Here is a 22,021-nt window from a genome sequence, read left to right as displayed (position 1 = left end):
GCGGGGTGGTCCGAGCGCTCCCCTGAACCGGCCGGTCCGCCCGCCAGGTGACCGTCCGGCGGACCGGGCGTGAAGCCCCGGCATCCCCCGCCGGTCGCGCGGCCGAACACCGTGCCGGGGCGGCAACGTCCCGCCGCGCGTGGTCATCAAACCAGGCGCAACGAGGTCTTCCGGGGGTTTCCGGAGGGTCTGGAATACGCCGTGACGGGCCGCGGGGGAGCGGAGCGCGGCGCGGACATCTGGGGAAGAGTCATGGGACTGACCAGCCGATCGCTGTTCTATGCCGTGGCCGCGGTCGCCGTGGTCTGTGTGGGGCTCACGCTCTGGCTGTGGCCGCGGTTCGCCGGGCGCGGGCCGCGGGCGGTGCTGGGGCGGCTGGGGGTGATCGCCGCGACGCAGCTGGCCGTCGTGGCGGCGCTCGGGCTTGCGGTGAACGCCAATTTCCAGTTCTACGGTTCCTGGCACGAACTGCTCGGGCTGTACGACGATGCGCCGGCCGCCGTCGGCAAATGGGGCGACGGAGGGACGGCCGGTCCTGCCGGCGATCCGTCGAAGGGGCTGGTGCAGGCCTCGGGGGCGGACGGGCTGGACAAGGTGCACGGTCTGCCGAAGGGGGAGCCGTCCCTGGTGGGCAAGGTCGAGTCCGTACGGATCGTCGGAAAGCGGACCCGGGCGGTGGACCCGGCGTACGTCTACCTGCCGCCGCAGTACTTCCAGCCCCAGTACGCCCGCCAGCGGTTCCCCGTCGTCGTCGCGCTCAGCGGCTATCCGGGCGGCACCTTCCTGCTGGGCCAGCACCTGCGGCTGCCGCAGACCGCCGGCCGGCTGATCCGGGAAGGCCGGATACAGCCGACCGTCATCGTGATGCTGCGGCCCACCATCGCGCCGCCGCGCGACACCCAGTGCGTCGACGTGCCGGGCGGCCCGCAGGCCGAGACCTTCTTCGCCCGCGATGTGCCGGACGCGCTCAAGTCCCGCTACCGCGTCGGCCACGACCCCGGCGGCTGGGGCGTCATGGGCTACTCCTCGGGCGGCAGCTGCGCCCTCCAGCTCGCCATGCGGCACGACCGTACGTACACCTCGGCGGCCGCCCTCTCGCCCGACTACAAGGTCAGCAACGACCCCACGACCGGCAACCTCTTCGGGGACGGGCGGGACCGGGGCCGCCGCCGGCAGGAGCACGACCTGATGTGGCGGCTGCGGCAGCTGCCCGCTCCCCGGGTGGACGTCCTGGTGGGCACCAGCCGCACCGGTGAGAAGAACTACCCGGCGGCCCGGGCCTTCCTCGCCGCGGTCCGGCCCCCGATGAAGGCGGACTCGATCGTCCTCGCCCACGGCAGCCACAACTTCGCCACCTGGCGGCGCGAACTGCCCGCCACGCTGGAGTGGATGAGCCGGTCGCTGAGCTTCCCGGAGGACGTGGTGGGCAACTCGTAGCCGTGCGGAACGACGCGAGGGGCCCCCGGCCGACAGCCGGGGGCCCCTCGCGCACTGTGCCGGGATGCCGTCGCGTCAGTCCTTGATCTCGCAGATCACGGCGCCGGACGTGAGGGCGGCGCCGACCTCGGCGGTCAGGCCCTTGACGGTGCCGGAGCGGTGCGCGTTGAGCGGCTGCTCCATCTTCATGGCCTCCAGGACGACGACCAGCTCGCCCTCGGTGACCTGCTGGCCCTCCTCGACGGCCACCTTGACGATGGTGCCCTGCATCGGGGAGGCGAGCGCGTCGCCGGAGGCGGCGGAGCCGGACTTCTTGGCGGCCTTGCGCTTGGGCTTGGCGCCGCCGGCGACCGCGGCCCGGGCCAGCGGCATGCCCAGCGAGGACGGCAGCGAGACCTCCAGGCGCTTGCCGCCGACCTCGACGACGACCGTCTCGCGGGAGTCGGCCTCGGCCTCGTCCGCGCCCGGTGCGGCGAACGGGGGAATCTCGTTGACGAACTCGGTCTCGATCCAGCGGGTGTGGACCGTGAACGGCTCCTTGGAGCCGGTGAGTTCGGGCGCGAACGCCGGGTCCGTGACGACCGCGCGGTGGAAGGGGATGGCCGTGGCCATGCCCTCGACGGTGAACTCCGCCAGCGCACGGGCGGCGCGCTGCAGGGCCTGCTCACGGCTGGCGCCGGTGACGACCAGCTTGGCCAGGAGGGAGTCCCAGGCCGGACCGATGACGCTGCCGGACTCCACGCCCGCGTCCAGGCGCACGCCCGGACCGGCCGGGGCGGCGAAGGCGGTGACCGTGCCGGGGGCCGGGAGGAAGCCCCGGCCCGGGTCCTCGCCGTTGATGCGGAACTCGAACGAATGGCCGCGGACGGCCGGGTCGTCGTAGCCGAGCTCCTCGCCGTCGGCGATCCGGAACATCTCGCGGACCAGGTCGAGGCCGGTGACCTCTTCGGTGACCGGGTGCTCGACCTGGAGACGGGTGTTGACCTCCAGGAAGGAGATGGTGCCGTCCTGGCCGACGAGGAATTCACAGGTGCCTGCGCCCTCGTAGCCGGCCTCCTTGAGGATGGCCTTGGAGGCGCGGTACAGCTCGGCGTTCTGCTCCTTGGTCAGGAACGGGGCCGGGGCCTCCTCCACCAGCTTCTGGTGGCGGCGCTGCAGCGAGCAGTCACGGGTCGAGACCACGACGACGTTGCCGTGCTTGTCGGCCAGGCACTGGGTCTCGACGTGCCGCGGGCGGTCCAGGTACCGCTCGACGAAGCACTCGCCGCGACCGAACGCGGCGACCGCCTCGCGCACCGCGGAGTCATACAGCTCCGGGACCTCTTCGAGGGTGCGGGCGACCTTCAGGCCACGGCCGCCGCCGCCGAAGGCGGCCTTGATCGCGATCGGCAGACCGTGCTCCTTGGCGAAGGCCACGACCTCGTCCGAGCCGGAGACCGGGTCGGGGGTGCCGGCGACCAGCGGCGCACCGGCCCGCTGGGCGATGTGCCTCGCTGCGACCTTGTCACCGAGGTCGCGGATGGCCTGCGGGGGCGGCCCGATCCACGTCAGCCCCGCGTCCAGGACGGCCTGCGCGAACTCGGCGTTCTCCGACAGGAAGCCGTACCCCGGGTGGATGGCGTCCGCGCCCGAATCGGCGGCGGCGGCCAGGACCTTGGCGATGTCCAGGTAACTGGTGGCAGGAGTGTCACCGCCCAAGGCGTACGCCTCGTCTGCCGCGCGTACGTGCAGTGCGTCCCGGTCGGGGTCGGCGTAGACAGCCACGCTTGCGATCCCCGCGTCCCGGCATGCACGGGCAACGCGAACAGCGATTTCGCCACGGTTGGCGATGAGCACCTTGCGCACGATGGGTCCTTCCTTGGCGCTTCGCCGTAACAAATGGATGCGGCGATTTTAGGGACTGGCGACACCGCGTGCCGACCCGTTCCCTGGGGTGAGCTTGCCCACACGGAGTGTGCTCGGGGCGCCAGTGAGGAACCTAAGTCCCCTGGTATCCCAGGGTAGGCCCGGATTCCCGGGCTTCGCGTCGCGCCCCGGTGTGGCTTAGGTCTCGCGCCGCGGGCGTCCAGCGGATCGTCAATTCTTTGTGGAGTCCCTACGAATGGGCGAAGGAAACTTTGCGGGCGACTCGGTCCGTCGGCGTGCCGTCACCCTTCCGGTCGCCGCCGTCCGCGCCCGCCCGCGCACCACCCTTGCCCAGCTTTTACCTTCCGCAGAACTCTTCCCCCGGAGGGGGGACCCCCATGTAGCGTGCGCGATGTCCCGTACCCCGCGGTAACAGGGGCACCAGGAGCATCGGCGGCATCGGGCGTCCGCGGGGCGCCCCGGCTCGGCACATGGCGGAAGTGGGTGGACGTGGTGGTGGCACGACGGCCGGTGGCCTTGGCCGCGGCGGTGGTACTGGTCCTGGAAGCGTTCGGGATCGTGCTGCTCAACTGGATTCTGAGCATCGTCGTGGACAGGCAGCAGATGTCCCTGGCCGGGCTGCAGCCCCGTGCGATGTCGGTCGGCTCCTGGGTCGGCGGCATCGTCTTCGGCCTCTACCTGCTGTTCTGCGCCGCCGTTCTGCTCCGCACCGCGATCCGCGACCGCGCCCCCGGCGGCTTCACCCGTATCGCCCTCATCAGCTGCGCGGTGGTGCACGGTGTACTGGGCGCCTTCGCCGTCGGCCTGGTCGGCTGGGTCGCCTTCCTCGCGATGACGGTGGTGCTGGCGCTGCTGGTGCTGACCCTGATGGCGTACGGGGAAGGGCGTGAGGGCGAGGGGCGCGGGACCGCAGAGAACGGCACGAACTCCCCGAATGGAGCATCGCCCGCGGCTCCCTCGTCCGCCTGACCGCCCCCGGCGCCACCTGCCGAACAGGCCCGAACTCCGGCCGCAGCGGGCCGGATCGAGGCCGTCAGGGGCCGCGCGACACGCCCGGGTAGGCTCTCGCGCGGTGTCGTCGACGGGGGATGGTGCGCATGGATGCGCCAGTTGTGGGTGGCGAGGACCGGGCGGGAGCCGGGGACGGGAGCCTTATCGGTCCGTACGTGGTGCTCCGCCCGCTGGATGACGAGCGGTCCGGAGTGCCCGTACCGGAGCGGCGGTTCATCGGGCGGAGCGCGGACGGCGACCGTACGGTGCTGATCGGCGTCCCGCTGCCGGGGGCCGACCCCGGACGGTTCCTGGCCGAGGCGGAGGCCTCGCGCTATCTGCTCGGGCCGTGGGCCGCACCGGCCGCCGAACTCGCCGCGCCCGGTGACGCGCCCTGGCACGCCCGCCCCTACCTCCCGGCGATTCCGCTGCCCACCGCGCTCGCCCTGTACGGCGGACCGCTGCCCGAGCGCACCGTACGGGCGCTCGGCGCGGCCCTGGTGGAGACCCTGATCATCGGGCACGGGCAGGGCCTGGCCCATGCCGGTGTGTCGCCCGCCGCCGTGCTGCTGGCCGCCGACGGGCCCCGGCTCACCTGCTTCGGGGCGGTACGGGCCGCGGCCGGGGACGGCACGCCGCGCTCCGGGCTGCCCGGCCTGGAGTCGGGGAGCCTGCCGCCGGAGCAGGCCGCCGGCGGGCGGCCGCAGCCGATGGGCGATGTCTACGCACTCGGCGCGACCCTCGCCTACGCCGCCACCGGGTACACCGTGCCGGAGCGGGAAGAGCTCCCGGCCGCCCTGCGGACCGTCATCACCGGCTGCCTCTCCCGGGACCCGGCGGCCCGGCCGCGCCCCGCCGAGGTGCTGGACGCGCTCAGCCCGCTCGCCGTGGAGGGCAAGCGAGCACCGGTACCCGAAGCCGCCGGCCCCCTGCCGCCCGCCACCGTGCTCGACGCCGCGGGGAACCCCGCGGGCCGCGCCGCCGCCGCGCTCGGCCCCGGCTGGCTGCCCGGCCGGCTGATCGCGGCCCTCGCCCGCCAGTCGGCCGATGTGCTCGCCGCGACCCTCCCGCATCCGCCCGCCGCACGCCAGGACTGACGCCCGCCATGCCCTTCCCCCTCGCCCATGACGACCCGCACGGCTTCGGCCCGTACCGCCTCATCGCCCGGCTGGGCAGCGGCGGCATGGGCACCGTCTACCTGGCCCGCTCGCCGGGCGGCCGGACCCTGGCGCTCAAGACGATGCACGCCAACATCGCCACGGAGACCGCGTTCCGCACCCGCTTCCGGCTGGAGGCGGATGCCGCCCGGGTCATCGGCGGGCGGTACGGCGCCCAGGTCGTCGACGCCGATCCGCTCGCCGAAACCCCGTGGATGGCCACCGAGTACGTCCTCGGCCCGCCGCTCGACGAGGCGGTGGAGCAGACAGGTCCGCTGCCCGAGGCGACGGTGCGCGCCCTCGGGGCGGCGCTGTGTGGGGCGCTCGGCCAACTGCATCACTCGGATGTCGTACACCGTGACCTCAAGCCGTCCAACATCATGGTCACCGCGCACGGCCCGAAGGTCATCGACTTCGGTATCGCCCGGGCCCTCGGCGACGACCGGCTGACCCATGCCGGTGCCGCGGTCGGCACCCCGGCCTTCATGTCGCCGGAGCAGGCCACCGGAGAGGAGCACACCCCGGCCGGGGACGTCTTCGCGCTCGCCGGGGTCCTGGTCTTCGCCGCCACCGGCCGCGGCCCGTTCGGCAACGGGCAGCCGGCGGACCTCCTCTACCGGGTGCGCTACGGCGAGCCGGACCTCACCGGCGTGCCCGCCGCCCTGGTCCCGGTCCTGTCCCGCTGCCTGGCCAAGGAGGCCGCAAAGCGTCCGACGACCGCCGAGCTCGCCGACCGACTGCACGACGGTGCGGGGGAGTTCGCCGACCAGCTGCCGGACGCGGTGCTCGCCGAGATCGGGCGGCGGGCGAGCGAGGTCTGGCAGGTGGTCCCGCAGCGGCTGCCCGCGCCGCCCGGCCCGCCGCCGACCCTGCCGTCCGCCGGTGTCCCCGCCCGCCGCCTGTCCCGCCGGGGGCTGCTGATGGCGGGCGCCGGGTCGGTGCTCGGCGTCGCGGGGGCCGGGGCGGGGGCGTGGGCCTGGCTGGGCGCGGGCGAGCCGGCGCCGGGCCCCGGCACCGGGCCCGGCTACACCGAGCCGAAGCCGGGGCCGAGCGTCGCCCCGGTGAAGAAGGCAAAGCTGGACTCGGTGTGGCAGAAGCAGTACGGCGGCCCGGACGACGACCAGAACCCCGAAGTGCCCCTGCTCGCCGGTGACCAGGTCGTCCTGGTGGCAGGCGCGGGGGCGCGCGGTGTCGACGCGAAGTCCGGCGCGTCGCGGTGGACTCTCTCGCTGTATGCGGACGACTCGTGGCAGGTCGCCTCGGACGGCACCCGCGTCTACCAGATCGCGAGGGACGAGCACCGTGACGCGAATGGCTCGCTGAGGTTCGTCACATGGTTCCTCGCCCGGGTGGACCTCGACACGGGCAAGGCCGGCAAGCGCCTCGCCCCGGTCTCGGACGAGCAGGACAACGGCCTCATCAGCCGGCTGCTGGCCGTCGCCGGTGACACGGCCTACCTGGCGGTCTCCCACGGGAAGGTCAAGCGGTACGAACGCCAGCTGCCCTGGTCCGTGAGGGCCGTGAACCTCGCCACGGGGAGCCGGAAGTGGACCGATCCGCTGCCGTTCCACTCCGCCGAGAGCGACGAGAACCACTTCCTGTCCGCCAAGGTCACCGGCCGCCTCTTGGTGACCCTGCAGCAGATGAACGACGGCACGGTCCGGATCGCGGCCCGCGACACCCGCACCGGCAAGGTGCTCTGGGACAAGCCGTGGAAGGGCGCCGACCGGCGCCTCGTACGGGATCCGCTCACGGCCGACGACCAGCATCTCTACCTGGGCTACGGCCCGTTGCGGGCGCTGCGGCTGAGCGACGGCGGACAGGCGTGGGACACGGCCGCCACCCGCCCCGGGAAGACGTACGGGCCGCCGGTCCTCAAGGACGGGGTGCTGTACGCGGTGGAGAAGGGCCTCGGCCTGGTCGCGTTCGGCACCGGAAGCGGAAAACCGCGATGGACGGAGAACAGCGCGGAGGGCCCGCGGGCGGACCATGTCGTCCATCCGGTGATCGGCTCCGAGTACGCCTACACCTACAGCCACACCGACAAGCTCCTCCGCGCCGTCGGCCTCACCTCGCACACCACCGAGCAGTTCTACAGGACCAGCGGGACCCGGTTCACCGCCCATGAGAAGAGCGGAATGCTCATCGCCTCCGGCCCGGACTTCCTCGCGGGCTTCCCGCTCCGCTGAACCGGCCACCAGGCGCACCGTGCGCGCCTGACCGTGCCGAACCCGCCTGCTCCTGTCCGAACTCGCCCGCATGCGCCCGCAGTTGCCTGACCTCGCCCGAAGGACACCGCCCATGAAACCCCTCGGCACCGGCGATCCGCTCCGCCTCGGCCCCTACCGTCTGCTCGGTGTGCTCGGCGAAGGCGGAATGGGCAAGGTCTACGTCGGCCAGGACGCCGGGGGCACCGTGGCCGCGGTCAAGGTGCTGCGGCCCGAACTCGCCGACGCACCACAGCTCGCCCAGCGCTTCGTCCGCGAGGCGCAGGCGGCGCAGGCCGTGACGAGCAAGGGCGTGGCGGGCGTCCTGGCGGCGCAGACCGAGGGCGGCCGCCCGTGGATCGCCACCGAGTTCCTGGCCGGACCGACCCTCGACGAGGCCGTCGAGGCGTACGGCCCCTTCGACGAACCGGCCGTGCGCGCCCTCGCCGCGTCGATCGCGCACACCCTGGCGGACATCCACGCCACCGGCCTGATCCACCGCGACCTCAAACCCCCGAACATCGTCCTGACCTCGTCCGGCCCCCGCGTCATCGACTTCGGTATCGCCCGCCCCGAGCACGGCCTCACCCTCACCTCCACCGGCCAGGTCCCGGTCACCCCCGGCTACGGCGCCCCTGAACAGGTCCTGGGCCGCCGCGTGGCCTCCTCGGCCGATGTCTTCTCCCTGGGCGCTGTCCTGGTGTACGCGGCCAGCGGCCATCGCGCCTACGACGCCTCCCACATCGCCGCCCTGCAGTACAAGGTCGTCCACGACGAACCCGACCTGACCGGCCTCCCGGAAGCCCTGCGGCACCTCATCGCCCCCTGCCTCGCCAAGGACCCGACCGCCCGGCCCGCCCCCGCCGAGATCGCCGCCGCCTTCGCACCACCACGCGGCGCCGAACGGGCCTGGCGGCGCGGCCGGGTGGCCGAGGCGATCAAGGAGCGGGAGCGCGGCATCCATGAGCTGACCGCGCCGACCCTGCCCGGCGGCGGCGACGTTCGGCCGGTGACCCGGCGCAGGCTGCTGACGGGCCTGGCGGCGGGCGGCGCGGTCCTGGCCGCGGGCGGCGGCGCCGCGGCGGCCTGGTGGCCCCGTGCACCGCGGCAACCGACCGCAAAGACCGATCTCTTCGCCTTTCCGCCCGCCGCAAAGACCCCGGTGGCACATGTCCTCGACGCCGACAACGGCGACTACCTCAGCGGCGGTGAGGTGAAGCCGCTGTGGGGCCCGGTCGACGTCCTCGCCGACGACACGCCCGCGCCGCTGCCCGTACGGGACGTCATCGTCTTCGGCGCACGCGGCGGCGGGATCGCCGCCCACAACGTCGTGGACGGCAAACGGCGTTGGGCCGTCCGCGGCGTCAGCGCGACCGGCCGCTACCTCTCCCTCTCGGACCGGCTGATCGCCGCCGCCGACACCAAGGGCACGCTCCGCACCTTCATCGCCTCGACGGGCGAGCCCCGCTGGACCGTCGACGCCGAGGCGAGCGTCCTGCTGGCCGCCGACGACGAGGCGGTCTACGTCCTGACGAAGGACCACCGACTCCGCGCCGTCCGGCGCTCCGACGCCACGATCCGCTGGACGGCGAAGATCGCCGCCGGCTACCGCGCCAAGGTCGGACCGCCGGGCGCCGTCGCCCACGGCCGCCTGGTCCTGTCGACCGACGACGGCAAGGTGTTCGCCGTCGACACGGCCGACGGCCACCAGGTGTGGGACCTGCCGGGCCAAGGGGACGTCCTGCTCCGCCCGGCCGTCCACGGCACCACCGTCTACCTCAACGGCAAGACGCTCACCGCCCGCCGGATCAGCGACGGCAAGAAGCTGTGGTCGGTCGAGGAGCGGGATGCCTGGGACAAGCACGAGGACTGGGGCCCGGCGACGGTCTTCGACGACCGCACCGTCTGCGCCGCGCACGGCAAGTGGCCCAGCATCAGGAAGAGCAGCGACGGCAGCGAGATCCAGGGCGGGAACGGGGAGAGCATCCTCGGGCTCCCGGTGTTCATCCACGGGCGCGCCCTCTGGTCCATCGAGGGCGACCCCTGGTACAAGGTGTACGCCGTGGATCTGTCGACCGGCGTGCCCGTCCTGACGTACAAGCTCCCCGCGGCCGAGCGTTCCTGGCTGGTGGCGGACGGCAACCGGGTCTTCATCCTCCAGGGCACGTCGCTCTACGCGCTGCCGGTGCCGTGAGCGCACGGGGGGCCGCAGTCCGGCCCGACCTACGCGCCCCGGAGCCGGGAAGCGGCGACGCTCAGGTCCACAGCTCCGTGATCGCCACGTCCAGACCGGCCAGCAGGCGGCGCAGCAGCGGCAGGGAGAGGCCGATGACATTGCCGGGGTCGCCGTCGATGCCGTCGATGAAGGGGGCGGAGCGGCCGTCGAGGGTGAAGGCGCCCGCGACGAACAGCGGCTCGCCGCTCTCGACGTAGGCGGCGATCTCGGCGTCGGTGGGCTCGCCGAAGCGGACCGTGGTCGAGGCGGTGGCGGAGACCTGGCGGCCGCCCGCCGCCGTGTCGATGACGCAGTGCCCGGTCTGCAGGATGCCGGAGCGGCCGCGCATGGACTTCCAGCGGGCAGTGGCGTCCTCGGCATCGGCGGGCTTGCCGAGCGCCCGCCCGTCCAGCTCCAGGACCGAGTCGCAGCCGACGACCAGCGCACCGGCGGCCTCCGGGCGGGCGGCGACGGCGGTGGCCTTGGCCTCGGCCAGGACGCGGGCCAGCTCACCGGGAGTGGCGGCGGCGTGGGCATCCTCGTCGACGCCGCTGACGATGACCTCGGGCGCCAGCCCGGCCTGGCGCAGCAGGGCCAGCCGGGCGGGGGACTGGGAGGCGAGGACGAGACGGCGGGGGCGGGGCTCTTCGGTCATGTCCGCCATCGTACGGAGCCGCGGACGCCGCCGGGGCGCCCGCACTGCTCGTGGGGAACCTGCACTGCTCGCAGGGAACCCGGACGACTCGCAGGGAACCCGGACTACTTGTTCAGCACCGCCTTCATCACGGACTGCGCGATCGGCCCGCCCAGCTTGCCGCCGGCGATCTCCGACCGGGGAATGTCCATGTCCTTGGGGTCGACGAAGACGGCGACCGCGACCGGGGAGGAGCCGTCGCTCTGCTTGGCGTAGGAGACGAACCAGGCGTAGGGGCGCTCGTCGTTGACGTTCGCGCCGTGCTGCGCGGTACCGGTCTTGCCGCCGACCGTCACGCCGTCGATCTTGGCCTTCTCGGCGGTGCCCTCGTTGACCGTGTACTCCATCATCTGCTGCACCTTCTTCGCGGTGTCCGCGGAGACGGCCTGGGACTTCAGCTTCGGCTTGATCTTCTCGATCGTCGACAGATCGGGGCCGCGCAGCTCGTCGACGATGTGCGGCATCATCACCTTGCCGTCATTGGCGAGCCCGGCGGCCACCATCGCCATCTGCATCGGTGTGCTGGTGAGGCTGCCCTGGCCCATACCGGTCAGCGCGGTCTGCGGCTTGTCGAGCTTGTCCGGGTAGAGGCTCTTGCTGGCCAGCATGTCCCCGAGCTCCTTGTCGTAGACGTCGGAGTTGAAGCCGAACTTCTCCGCCATCTCGCGCATCTTGTCCTTGCCGACCTTCAGCGCGGTGTCGAGGAAGACGTTGTTGCACGACCACTGCATGCCCGTCTTCAGCGAGGCCTTGTCGCAGGGCGCGCCCGCGACGTCGTTGCCGATCTTCGTGGAGCTCTGCGGGAGCTGGTACGGCGCGGGCGCGTTCGACGGGGCGTCGATGTCCGACACCACGCCGTTCTCCAGGGCCGCCGCCGCGGTGAGGATCTTGAAGGTGGAGCCGGGCGCATAGGTCTCGCGCAGCGCCCGGTTGCTCAGCGGCTTGGTCTTGTCGGTGTCCAGCGCCTTGAACTTCCGGCCATCGGCATTGGAGATGCCGGCGAACACCGACGGGTCGTACGAGGGGGTGGAGGCGAGCGCCAGGACGCGGCCGTCGCGCGGGTCGAGGGCGACCACCGCGCCCTTGGCGTGGAGGTCGGTCAGCCCCTGGTACGCGGCCTTCTGTGCCTTGGGGTCGATGGTGGTGACGATATCGCCGCCGCGCGGCTTCTTGCCGGTCAGGATGTCCTGGGCGCGGTTGAAGGCGAGCCGGTCGTCCTTGCCGCTGAGCACCTTGTTGTAGATGCCCTCCAGGAAGGAGGTGCCCATGGCCTGCGAGGCGAAGCCGGTGACCGGCGCATACATCGCGCCGTCCTTGTACGTCCGCTTGTACTTGAAGTCACCGGAGGTCGCCACCGAGCCGGTGATGGGCTTGCCGCCGACGATGATGTTGCCGCGGGGGTAGGAGAACGCCTCGATCTTGACGCGCCGGTTGTGGACATCGTTGGCGAGTTCGTCGCCCTGGACGAACTGGACCCATGTCACGCGGGCCAGCAGGGCCAGTACCAGCACCCCGCAGAAGACGGCTATATGCCTCAGCGGCCTGTTCATCGCTCTCCCACTCCCGGCCGGGCGCCGCCGCCCCGCGGGCGGCCGCCCGAATTGCACTGTCGGGAGAGAAAGAGTCCATTTCAGCGCTGATGGTTGCGGACGGGAGCCGTGAGCGTTACCTCCCCGCGGACGGGAACGGCTACCTCCCCGAGATCAGGAGCATCAGCAGCACCGCGACCACGGCCACCACGATGCCCATTCTGCGGAGCTTGGCCTGCACGTCGCGCAGCTCCTCAGGAGGCTCATCGGGCGGATCTGACCACAGCATGTACCCGATCCTGAGCCCGATGCGCCCGTGGCGCCTGAGTACGCGTACTCAGGCGCCACGGGTGTGAGGGACTAGTCAATGCACCATGCACCGACCTGACGCGGCCGGTCATCGCGCCCATACCGGCCGGTCAGTGCGGCCAGTAGCTCGTCCGCCAGGCCCGCGGGCCCGGGTGCGGCATCCGCGCCCGCGCCGGAACCGTGGACGCGGGATCGGACCACTCGGTGCCGCGATCGGGTCCCGCCGGCGCGGCGGAAGCGGCAGCCGCCGCGCGGACCTGCACCACCGCCAGTGCGGCGGCCAGCTCCTCGGGTGTGGGATTGCCCCGTACGACCCTGATCATCGAACGGCCTCCTTCGCTGGTTCTGGTTCTGGTTCTGCCGGTCAGAGCGGAATGTTGCCGTGCTTCTTCGGCGGCAGCGCCTCGCGCTTGTTGCGCAGCGTGCGCAGCCCGCGGACGATGTGCCGGCGCGTCTCGGACGGCATGATCACCGCGTCGATGTAGCCGCGCTCGGCTGCGACGTACGGGTTGAGCAGGGCGTCCTCGTACTCCTGGATCAGCTCCTGGCGCCGCTCGTCCTGCGCGGCCGGGTCCTCGATCGCGGCCAGCGTGCGGCGGTGCAGGATGTTGACCGCGCCCTGCGCGCCCATGACGGCGATCTGCGCGGTCGGCCAGGCCAGGTTGAGGTCCGCCCCCAGGTGCTTGGAGCCCATGACGTCATACGCGCCACCGAACGCCTTGCGCGTGATGACCGTGATCAGCGGGACCGTCGCCTCCGCGTACGCGTAGATCAGCTTGGCGCCGCGCCGGATGATGCCGTCCCACTCCTGGTCGGTGCCGGGCAGGAAGCCGGGCACGTCCACGAAGGTGATCACCGGGACGTTGAACGCGTCGCAGGTCCGCACGAACCGCGCGGCCTTCTCCGAGGCCTTGATGTCCAGGATGCCCGCGAACTGCATCGGCTGGTTGGCGACCACACCGACCGCATGGCCCTCGACCCGCCCGAAGCCGGTCAGGATGTTCGGCGCGAACAGCGCCTGGGTCTCCAGGAACTCGTTGTCGTCCAGGATGTGCTCGATCGCGACATGCATGTCGTACGGCTGATTGGCCGAATCCGGGATCAGGACGTCCAGCTCGCGGTCGGTGTCCGAGGTCTCCAGGTCCGCCTCCTCCGGGAAGGCCGGCGCCTCCGAGAGGTTGTTGGACGGCAGGTAGGACAGCAGGCCCTTGACGTACTCGATGGCGTCCTTCTCGTCACCCGCCATGTGGTGCGCCACACCGGAGGTGGCGTTGTGCGTACGGGCGCCGCCCAGCTCCTCGAAGCCGACGTCCTCACCGGTCACCGTCTTGATGACGTCGGGACCGGTGATGAACATGTGCGAGGTCTGGTCCACCATGACCGTGAAGTCGGTGATGGCGGGGGAGTAGACCGCGCCGCCCGCACACGGGCCGACGATCAGGCTGATCTGCGGGATCACACCGGAGGCGTGGGTGTTGCGGCGGAAGATCTCGCCGTACATGCCCAGCGAGGCCACGCCTTCCTGGATGCGCGCGCCGCCGGAGTCGTTGATGCCGATGACCGGGCAGCCGGTCTTGAGCGCGAAGTCCATCACCTTGACGATCTTCTCGCCGTAGACCTCGCCCAGCGCACCGCCGAAGACCGTGAAGTCCTGGGAGAAGACGGCCACCGGGCGGCCGTCGACCGTGCCGTAGCCGGACACCACGCCGTCGCCGTAAGGACGGGTCTGGTCCAGTCCGAAATTCGTCGACCGGTGCCGCGCGAACTCGTCCAGCTCGACGAACGAGCCCTCGTCCAGCAGCAGATCGATGCGCTCACGCGCCGTCAACTTCCCCTTTGCGTGCTGCTTTTCCACTGCACGGGCGGAACCGGCATGCGTGGCCTCTTCGACCCGCCGCTGCAGGTCCGCCAGTTTGCCCGCGGTGGTGTGGATGTTTGCTTCCGGCTCGGACATCGGGATGCGGCTCCTGCTCGTCCTGGACTGGTGCTCGTACTGAGGGTGGTACGGGATTGGCTACCGATCCGTAGCGTATCGGCGGGACTGCTCAGCGGCACTGCGTCGTTGACCACACCTAGGCTGGTCCCATGACGTCTCAACCACCGGAAAACCGGGACAAAGATGCCGGTCGCTGGAGCGATCTGGGCCGCCCTCCGCTGAATGCCACGGCGCTGCGCCGCGCCCTCGTACGGCCCGACTCGCTCTGGACCGCCCTGGACGTCGTCTCCGCCACCGGTTCCACCAACACCGACCTGGCGGCCCGTGCCGCACAAGGGGAGGCGGCGGGCGCCGTCCTCATCGCCGAGGAACAGTCGGCCGGCCGCGGCCGCCTCGACCGCACCTGGTCGGCACCCCCGCGCTCGGGCCTGTTCCTCTCCGTCTACCTCATCCCCCAAGTCCCCGTGGCGCGCTGGGGCTGGCTCCCCCTGCTCACCGGAGTCGCCACCGCCGCCGCCCTCTCCCGGACGGCCGGCGTCGACACGGCCCTCAAATGGCCCAACGACCTGCTGGTGACTTCCGACGACTCCGACGCCCTGCGCCCCGGAGGAACCCTCACGGAACGCAAGGTGGGCGGCATCCTCGCCGAACGCGCCGGCCCCGGCGTCGTCATCGGCATCGGCCTCAACGTCTCCCTCACCGCCGCCGAACTCCCGGTACCCGCCGCGGGCTCACTGGCCCTGGCAGGCGCCACCACCACCGACCGCGACCCGCTGCTGCGCGCCGTCCTCCGCTCCCTGGAGCACTGGTACACCGAGTGGCACTCCGCCGACGGCGACCCCACCACCAGCGGCCTCCACGAGGCCTACGCCGCAGGCTGCGCCACCCTCGGCCGCTCCGTACGCGCCGAGCTCCCCGGCGACACCGCCCTCACCGGCGAGGCCGTGGCCATCGACACCGACGGCCGCCTGGTACTGGCCACCGCGAACGGCGTACAGCAGCCCGTGGGCGCCGGCGACATCGTCCATCTGCGCCCGGCAGCGGAGGCGTAGCGGGGGGCCTGGGGGCCGTATGCGTGACGCCTACCGGGGTCGCCGACGGCAACCGGTACGGCGGGACGTCCGCAGACGGAGTCTGGTGGGACACCCGCCGACGCCTACGTCTGTGACGGCAACGGGCACGGCGGGACAGCCGCCGACGGCGTAGGCCGGAGGGGATGCCCGGTGCCCCGCCCGCAGGACCGGAGCGGACGCCGGGGCGATCAATGCCACGTACCAGGGCCGCCCGCGCCGTGGGGGCACCTCCCGGCCGAAGGCTGGGGGAGGGGTACCGGGCGTCCCCTCCGGCCCCACCCACAGCGCGCACGCGCGACAGCGGCCCCCACCAGCCGCCGAACAGCACTGAACCGCATCGAACCGCACCCATCCGCCGCGCCACCCCACCCCCACCACTTCCTTGTCCACAGTCAACATGTGAGAGTGAGCCAGAGCACACCTGCCGTATCGTTGAGGCGGTCCGCCAGGGAGCGGACCACCGGCGAGCAGTGATCGGAAGGGCAGTGCGCAGGGATCGGACAGGGAGCGGCCGGTGACCGCCGACGACTCGGGCGCCACCCCGCGCGACATGGACACCGAGGACGACGCCGTGCGCGACGTCCCCGTCGACGATCCCGCACGGGGCTGGGGCGACACCGCCACCGCCAGGAGCGACGCCACCGACCACGGCGACGAGAACAACATCGCCGTCCGCCTCGAACAGCTCATCCTCGGCGCCGACCGCCGCTACACCCCGTTCCAGGCGGCCCGCGGCGCCGGCGTCTCCATGGACCTCGCGGCCCGCTTCTGGCGGGCCATGGGCTTCGCCGACATCGGCCAGGTCAAGGCCCTCACCGAGGCCGATGTGCTGGCCCTGCGCCGGCTGTCCGGTCTCGTCGAGGCCGGGCTGCTGAGCGAGGCCATGGCCATCCAGGTCGCCCGCTCCACGGGCCAGACCACCGCCCGTCTGGCCGACTGGCAGATCGATTCCTTCCTGGAGGGCCTGACCGAGCCGCAGGACTCCGGCCTGACCCGGACGGAGATCACCTACCCGCTGGTCGAGCTGCTGCTCCCCGAGCTGGAGGAGTTCCTGGTCTACGTCTGGCGGCGCCAGCTCGCCGCCGCCACCGGCCGCGTCGTCCGGGCCCAGGACGACGCGGAGATGGTCGACCGCCGGCTCGCCGTCGGCTTCGCCGACCTGGTCGGATTCACCCGGCTGACCCGTCGCCTGGAGGAGGAGGAGCTGGGCGAGCTGGTGGAGGCGTTCGAGACGACCTGCTCCGACCTGGTGGCGGCGCACGGCGGCCGGCTGATCAAGACCCTCGGCGACGAGGTCCTTTTCTCCGCCGACGACGCGGGTATCGCCGCCGAGATCGGGCTGCGGCTGATCGAGACGATGACCAACGACGAGACGATGCCGGAACTGCGGGTCGGCATCGCCTTCGGCACGGTCACGACCCGGATGGGCGATGTCTTCGGTACGACCGTCAACCTCGCCAGCCGCCTCACCTCGATAGCGCCGAAGGACACCGTGCTGGTGGACGAGGCGTTCGCCGAGGAGCTGGGCCGTATCGGTGACGCGCCGGTCTCCGAGGCCGAAGCCGCGGCCGCGGAGAAGGCGGCCGCGGAGGGCACCGGCGCCCCGCCGCCGTCGTACCGCTTCGCCCTCCAGCCGATGTGGCAGCGCCCGGTGCGAGGCCTGGGCGTGGTCGAGCCCTGGCTGCTGAGCCGCCGCGCCGTTCCGGGCACCGGCGACTGAGCCTGGGTCCCAGGCTCAGACCGGGCCCCACGGAACTGCCGCCACCCAGGGGGCCGCCCCCACCCAGGGAACTGCCGCCACCCACGGAACTGCCACCCCACCCGCGCAACGGCACCCACTCGCGCAAGGCCCCCCCCGGCGCAACGGCCCGCCCCGCGCAACGGCACCCACCCGAGCCCCCGCCCCCTGCCGCCCCATCCCTGTCCCCCCAGCCACCCACCTGGCATGATCCCCACGTCAGGTCAACGCCCGTTAACAGGGAGGGTTGCATGGAACAGCAGGGGCAACGGCAACGATTCGGCGCGGACGGCTGGGTGGCCGTCGAGCGCCACGGCCATGTGGCGGAGCTGATCATGGACCGCCCGAAGGCCATGAACGCCGTCTCGACGGCCATGGCCGACAGCCTGGCGCAGGCCTGCGCCGAGCTGGCCGCGGACCGCACCGTACGGGCGGTCGTCCTCAGCTCCACCCACGAGCGGGCGTTCTGCGTGGGCGCTGACCTCAAGGAGCGCAACTCCTTCACGGACGCGGACCTGATGCGCCAGCGTCCGCACACCCGCGCCGCGTACACCGGCGTACTGGAACTGCCGATGCCCACCATCGCCGCGGTGCACGGCTTCGCGCTCGGCGGCGGCTTCGAGCTGGCGCTGGCCTGCGATCTGATCGTCGCGGACGGTACGGCGGAGGTGGGACTGCCGGAGGTGTCGGTGGGCGTCATCCCCGGCGGTGGGGGCACCCAGCTGCTGCCGCGCCGGGTGGGCGCGGCGCGGGCCGCCGAGCTGGTCTTCACCGCGCGCCGGGTGCGGGCGGCCGAGGCCGCGGAGCTGGGCCTGGTCGACCGGCTGGTGGCGGACGGGCAGGACCGGTCCGGGGCGCTGGAGCTGGCGGCCACGATCGCCCGGCACTCGCCGGTCGGTCTGCGTGCCGCCAAGCGCGCCATGCGCCTCGGGCACGGGCTGGACCTGCGGGCCGGTCTGGAAGTGGAGGACGGCGCCTGGCGCAGTGTGGCCTTCTCCGGGGACCGCGCGGAGGGCGTGGCGGCCTTCAACGAGAAGCGCGATCCGGACTGGCCCGGGGAGTGACGCTAGGCGGGGCGAGACGGAGCGAGACGGGGCGAGGCGGGGCGAGGCGGGGCGAGACGGGGCGGCGCGGGACGAGCGCCAGGGGCCCGACCGGGAACGCCCCCGCGAACCAAGCGATGAACGACACCTAGGCGACGTCAAGACGACCGAGACGGCACCGAGACGGCGCCAAGGCGACGCCGATAGGCCGCCGACAGCCACGCCGATAGCGACGCGAATAACGCCCAGGCGTCAATCCCCTACGGAAAGGGGCGAAAGGGGTTAAACATTCCTACGCTGTAATGACAGAGCGTGCTCACGGTGACGGAATGCGAGGATCCGGTGACGGGCGAGGGCGATGCGAGGCTGCGGGCCGTGGTGGAGCTGGCGCAGGCGATGGCGGCCGCTCATACACCGCGCGACTCGGCGCACGCCGCGGCGCAGGGAGTGCGCCAGGCCCTGGGGGGATCCTTCGCGGCGATCTCGAAGTGGGAGCGCGAGCTGGGCAAGCTGCGGGTGCTGGTCAACGTCGGCGAACTCGCAGCCGGCGAGGAGGAGTTCCCGGACGACGAGAGCTACCCCGTCCATGAATTCCCGGAGATCGTCGGCTTCCTGCACGAGCAGTGGGCGGGCGGCGGCGAGCCCAGCGCCTGGGTGGAGACCGCCCAGGAGCCGCACAACGGCCCGGTGTCCGCGGCCGCGGCGCAGCGCCGGGACGAGGTCGCGGGTGAGGGCGGCGCCAACCCGCAGCGGGTCGCCGCACTGCGCCGCCGCGGCCGGGGCTGCTGCGTGGTCGCGCCGATCGTGCTGCACGGCAGGGCGTGGGGCGAGCTGTATGTCGCGCGGCGCACGGGCGAGCCGGTCTTCGGCCGCCCGGACGCCGACTTCGCGAGCGTGCTCGCCGCGGTGACGGCGGCCGGCATCGCCCAGACCGAGCGGCTGGCAGAGGTCCGCCGACTGGCCTTCACGGACTCCCTGACCGGCCTCGCCAACCGCCGTGCCGTCGATATGCGGCTGGACGAGGCGCTGGAGCTGCACCGCAGGGACGAGGTGGTGGTCAGCCTGGTGGTGTGTGACCTCAACGGGCTGAAGCGGGTGAACGACTCGCGCGGCCATGCGGTCGGGGACCGGCTGCTGGAGCGCTTCGGCTCGGTGCTGTCCCTGTGCGGGGCGATGCTGCCGGGCATGCTGGCCGCCCGGCTCGGCGGCGACGAATTCTGCCTGCTCGCGGTGGGCCCGCCGGCCGACGAGGTGGTCAAGGTGGCCGGTGAACTGTGCGACCGGGCGGGGGAGTTGGACCTCGGTGAAGGGGTGGCGGTCGGGGTCGCCTCGACCGGGGATCCGATCGGGCAGGTGCACAGCGCCCGCCGGCTCTTCCGGCTCGCGGACGCCGCGCAGTACAAGGCCAAGGCGGCGCGGTCGGGCGAGCCCGTGGTCGCCGGGCGGCACGGCGGCAAGGACGACCCCGTCGTCCGGCTCGCGGACGCCCCGGACCGGCGGTCGGGGCCGGAGCGCCGCCGCTTCCGGAGGTGAGTGCCGCCCCCCTGCGCAGACCCCGGGTTCTTCGCCCACGCCCCGTAAGGGGTGATCCCAAAACCCGGTGGTGACATCCGGTGATTCAGTCTCTAGGGTGCCTGAATATGGATATGCACACTGTGGTGCTGGGAACGTCCGGCACGACCGCACAGGACGTCATCGCGGTGGCCCGCGGCGCGGCCCGGATCGAGCTGTCCGAGGAGGCCCTCGCGGCCGTCGCCACCTCCCGCGCCTTCATCGACGAACTCGCCGCCAAGCCCGACCCCGTCTACGGCGTCTCCACCGGCTTCGGGGCCCTCGCCGTACGGCACATCAGCCCCGAGCTGCGCGTGCAGCTCCAGCGCAACATCGTGCGCTCGCACGCGGCCGGCATGGGCCCGCGGGTCGAGCGGGAGGTGGTCCGCGCGCTGATGTTCCTGCGGCTGAAGACGCTCGCCTCCGGGCACACCGGCGTCCGCCCCCTCGTCGTCGAGACCATGGCCGCCATACTCAACGCCGGCATCACACCCGTCGTGCACGAATACGGCTCGCTCGGCTGCTCCGGCGACCTGGCGCCACTGTCGCACTGCGCGCTGACGCTGATGGGCGAGGGCGATGCGGAGGGCCCCGACGGCGTCGTACGGCCGGCCGGCGAGCTGCTGGCCGCGCACGGCATCGAGCCCGTCGAACTGCGCGAGAAGGAGGGCCTGGCCCTCCTCAACGGCACCGACGGCATGCTCGGCATGCTGGTGATGGCCTGCGCCGATCTCGCCCGGCTGTTCACCTCGGCCGACATCACCGCGGCCCTCTCCCTGGAGGCGCTGCTCGGCACGGACCAGGTCCTCGCGCCCGAGCTGCACGCCATCCGCCCGCACCCCGGGCAGGCCGCCTCCGCCGGCAACATGTCCAAGGTGCTGGCGGGTTCCGGGTTCACCGGCCACCACCAGGACGACGCCCCGCGCGTCCAGGACGCCTACTCCATCCGCTGCGCCCCGCAGGTCGCCGGCGCCGGCCGGGACACCCTCGACCACGCCCGCCTGGTCGCCGACCGCGAGCTCGCCGCGGCCGTCGACAACCCCGTCGTCCTCCCGGACGGCCGGGTCGAGTCCAACGGCAACTTCCACGGCGCCCCGGTCGCCTACGTCCTGGACTTCCTGGCCATCGCCGCCGCCGACCTCGGCTCGATCGCCGAGCGCCGCACGGACCGGCTGCTGGACAAGAACCGCTCGCACGGGCTGCCCGCCTTCCTGGCCGGGGACCCGGGCGTCGACTCCGGGCTGATGATCGCCCAGTACACCCAGGCCGCCCTGGTCAGCGAGCTGAAGCGACTGGCCGCGCCCGCCTCGGTGGACTCCATCCCGTCCTCCGCCATGCAGGAGGACCATGTCTCGATGGGCTGGTCGGCGGCGCGCAAGCTGCGTACCGCGGTCGACAACCTGACCCGGATCATCGCCGTCGAGCTCTATGCGGCGACCCGTGCCATCGAGATGCGCGAGGGGCTGACACCCGCCCCCGCCACCCGCGCCGTGCTGGACGCGGTACGCGCGGCCGGCGTCCAGGGCCCGGGCGAGGACCGTTTCCTGGCGCCGGACCTGGAGGGCGCGTATGCGTTCGTGCGGGCCGGGAAGCTGGTGGCGGCCGTGGAGTCGGTCACCGGCGAGCTGGCGTAACGACGGGGGTGGGGCGCCCGCAACCCTTAGGGCGCCCGTAACCCTTAGGTGCCCGCCGCCCCTGGCGGGGTGTGCGGCCCCGGGGGCCCTTAGGGGCACTGTCCCTAGCTAGGGATACCGGCTCCTAGATGGCTCCCCGGTCTCCGCCCCTAGCGCCCCTAGGTGGCTCCCCGGCTCCCGTGGATCAGGCGGCGTCGTCGCGGGTGCGGCGGACGGAGTAGCTGACCAGCCCGGCGCCGAGCGCGAGACAGGCGGCGCCGCCGATCACGTACGGCGTGGTGTCCGGGCTGCCGGTATCGGCGAGGAAGTGCGGCCGGGCGCCGCTGGAGTGACCGCCGGAGCCGGAGACCATTCCCGTGCCCGTTCCGGAGCCCGCGCCCGTGCCGGAGCCGGTACCTGTGCCGCCGTAGTGCGGGGTGGTCGTCGTGGAACCGCTGCCGGAGCCCGCTGCCCCGCCGTTCAGCCGGCCGGTCAGGCCGGGGCCGGTCGTGGCGGATGCCGCCCGCAGACCGGGATCTGTCGCTCCGTCATGCCCCGCGCTCGCATTGGCGGAGGGGACGAACCACAGGGCGAACAGTACCGATCCCGCGGCTGCGGCGGTCAGCAGTGGACGGCGTGCGGTCACGGAAGCGATCCCCCTTG

17 protein-coding genes are annotated in these 22,021 nt (G+C 72.6%); 10 read left to right on the top strand and 7 right to left on the bottom strand.

Annotated features, from left to right (window positions below):
- Positions 1–252: 252 nt before the first annotated feature.
- Complete coding sequence (locus D9V36_RS16680) at positions 253–1,437, top strand: alpha/beta hydrolase (protein WP_129294474.1); 1,185 nt, start codon at positions 253–255, stop codon at positions 1,435–1,437.
- A 75-nt stretch (positions 1,438–1,512) separates the two neighbouring features.
- On the opposite strand, the gene D9V36_RS16675 is transcribed toward D9V36_RS16680, so the two are convergent.
- The gene (locus D9V36_RS16675; RefSeq protein ID WP_129294473.1) at positions 1,513–3,282 is read right to left on the bottom strand and encodes an acetyl/propionyl/methylcrotonyl-CoA carboxylase subunit alpha; all 1,770 of its coding nucleotides are present in this window, start codon (positions 3,280–3,282) and stop codon (positions 1,513–1,515) included.
- A gap of 516 nt (positions 3,283–3,798) precedes the next feature.
- On the opposite strand from D9V36_RS16675, the gene D9V36_RS16670 reads away from it, so the two are divergent.
- From D9V36_RS16670 to D9V36_RS16655, 4 genes are all read left to right on the top strand, one after another.
- Positions 3,799–4,272, top strand: a complete 474-nt coding sequence (locus D9V36_RS16670) for a hypothetical protein (RefSeq protein WP_241720895.1) — start codon at positions 3,799–3,801, stop codon at positions 4,270–4,272.
- Positions 4,273–4,400: 128 nt separating this feature from the next.
- Entirely contained in the window at positions 4,401–5,390 is a 990-nt protein-coding gene (locus tag D9V36_RS16665) for a serine/threonine protein kinase (protein ID WP_164992959.1), read from the top strand.
- Positions 5,391–5,398: 8 nt separating this feature from the next.
- On the top strand, positions 5,399–7,639 hold the full coding sequence (locus D9V36_RS16660) for a protein kinase domain-containing protein (protein ID WP_129294472.1): 2,241 nt from the start codon (positions 5,399–5,401) through the stop codon (positions 7,637–7,639).
- 112 nt (positions 7,640–7,751) lie between these two features.
- On the top strand, positions 7,752–9,851 hold the full coding sequence (locus D9V36_RS16655) for a protein kinase domain-containing protein (RefSeq protein ID WP_129294471.1): 2,100 nt from the start codon (positions 7,752–7,754) through the stop codon (positions 9,849–9,851).
- Positions 9,852–9,912: 61 nt separating this feature from the next.
- On the opposite strand, the gene D9V36_RS16650 is transcribed toward D9V36_RS16655, so the two are convergent.
- From D9V36_RS16650 to D9V36_RS16635, 5 genes are all read right to left on the bottom strand, one after another.
- Positions 9,913–10,527 (bottom strand): nucleoside triphosphate pyrophosphatase, encoded by a 615-nt coding sequence (locus D9V36_RS16650; RefSeq protein WP_129294470.1) that lies wholly within the window; start codon positions 10,525–10,527, stop codon positions 9,913–9,915.
- Between the two features lie 104 nt (positions 10,528–10,631).
- On the bottom strand, positions 10,632–12,116 hold the full coding sequence (locus tag D9V36_RS16645) for a peptidoglycan D,D-transpeptidase FtsI family protein (RefSeq protein WP_129294469.1): 1,485 nt from the start codon (positions 12,114–12,116) through the stop codon (positions 10,632–10,634).
- Between the two features lie 139 nt (positions 12,117–12,255).
- Positions 12,256–12,384: a morphogenic membrane protein MmpB gene (gene mmpB, locus D9V36_RS42625; RefSeq protein WP_277753454.1), complete on the bottom strand. Its 129-nt coding sequence runs from the start codon at positions 12,382–12,384 to the stop codon at positions 12,256–12,258.
- Between the two features lie 130 nt (positions 12,385–12,514).
- Positions 12,515–12,727, bottom strand: coding sequence for an acyl-CoA carboxylase epsilon subunit (locus tag D9V36_RS16640; protein WP_129294468.1), 213 nt, complete (start codon positions 12,725–12,727; stop codon positions 12,515–12,517).
- Between the two features lie 41 nt (positions 12,728–12,768).
- The gene (locus D9V36_RS16635) at positions 12,769–14,358 is read right to left on the bottom strand and encodes an acyl-CoA carboxylase subunit beta (RefSeq protein WP_129294467.1); all 1,590 of its coding nucleotides are present in this window, start codon (positions 14,356–14,358) and stop codon (positions 12,769–12,771) included.
- 131 nt (positions 14,359–14,489) lie between these two features.
- On the opposite strand from D9V36_RS16635, the gene D9V36_RS16630 reads away from it, so the two are divergent.
- The 5 genes from D9V36_RS16630 (at position 14,490) to hutH (ending at position 21,379) form a co-directional block, all read left to right on the top strand.
- Positions 14,490–15,392, top strand: a complete 903-nt coding sequence (locus D9V36_RS16630) for a biotin--[acetyl-CoA-carboxylase] ligase (protein ID WP_129294466.1) — start codon at positions 14,490–14,492, stop codon at positions 15,390–15,392.
- A 535-nt stretch (positions 15,393–15,927) separates the two neighbouring features.
- Positions 15,928–17,133: an adenylate/guanylate cyclase domain-containing protein gene (locus tag D9V36_RS16625; protein ID WP_129294465.1), complete on the top strand. Its 1,206-nt coding sequence runs from the start codon at positions 15,928–15,930 to the stop codon at positions 17,131–17,133.
- Positions 17,134–17,402: 269 nt separating this feature from the next.
- Entirely contained in the window at positions 17,403–18,215 is an 813-nt protein-coding gene (locus D9V36_RS16620; RefSeq protein ID WP_129294464.1) for an enoyl-CoA hydratase/isomerase family protein, read from the top strand.
- A gap of 375 nt (positions 18,216–18,590) precedes the next feature.
- Positions 18,591–19,727 carry a GGDEF domain-containing protein gene (locus D9V36_RS16615; RefSeq protein WP_129298464.1) on the top strand — a complete coding sequence of 379 codons (1,137 nt, stop codon included), beginning with the start codon at positions 18,591–18,593 and terminating at the stop codon, positions 19,725–19,727.
- A 107-nt stretch (positions 19,728–19,834) separates the two neighbouring features.
- Positions 19,835–21,379 (top strand): histidine ammonia-lyase, encoded by a 1,545-nt coding sequence (hutH, locus tag D9V36_RS16610; protein WP_129294463.1) that lies wholly within the window; start codon positions 19,835–19,837, stop codon positions 21,377–21,379.
- Positions 21,380–21,563: 184 nt separating this feature from the next.
- On the opposite strand, the gene D9V36_RS16605 is transcribed toward hutH, so the two are convergent.
- Positions 21,564–22,004, bottom strand: a complete 441-nt coding sequence (locus tag D9V36_RS16605; protein WP_206739680.1) for a hypothetical protein — start codon at positions 22,002–22,004, stop codon at positions 21,564–21,566.
- Positions 22,005–22,021 lie beyond the last annotated feature (17 nt).

The sequence above is a fragment of the Streptomyces lydicus genome (assembly GCF_004125265.1).
GTDB lineage: Bacteria > Actinomycetota > Actinomycetes > Streptomycetales > Streptomycetaceae > Streptomyces > Streptomyces lydicus_C.
Note: the sequence above shows the minus strand (reverse complement) of the source record. Positions and strands in the feature narration are given on the sequence as shown.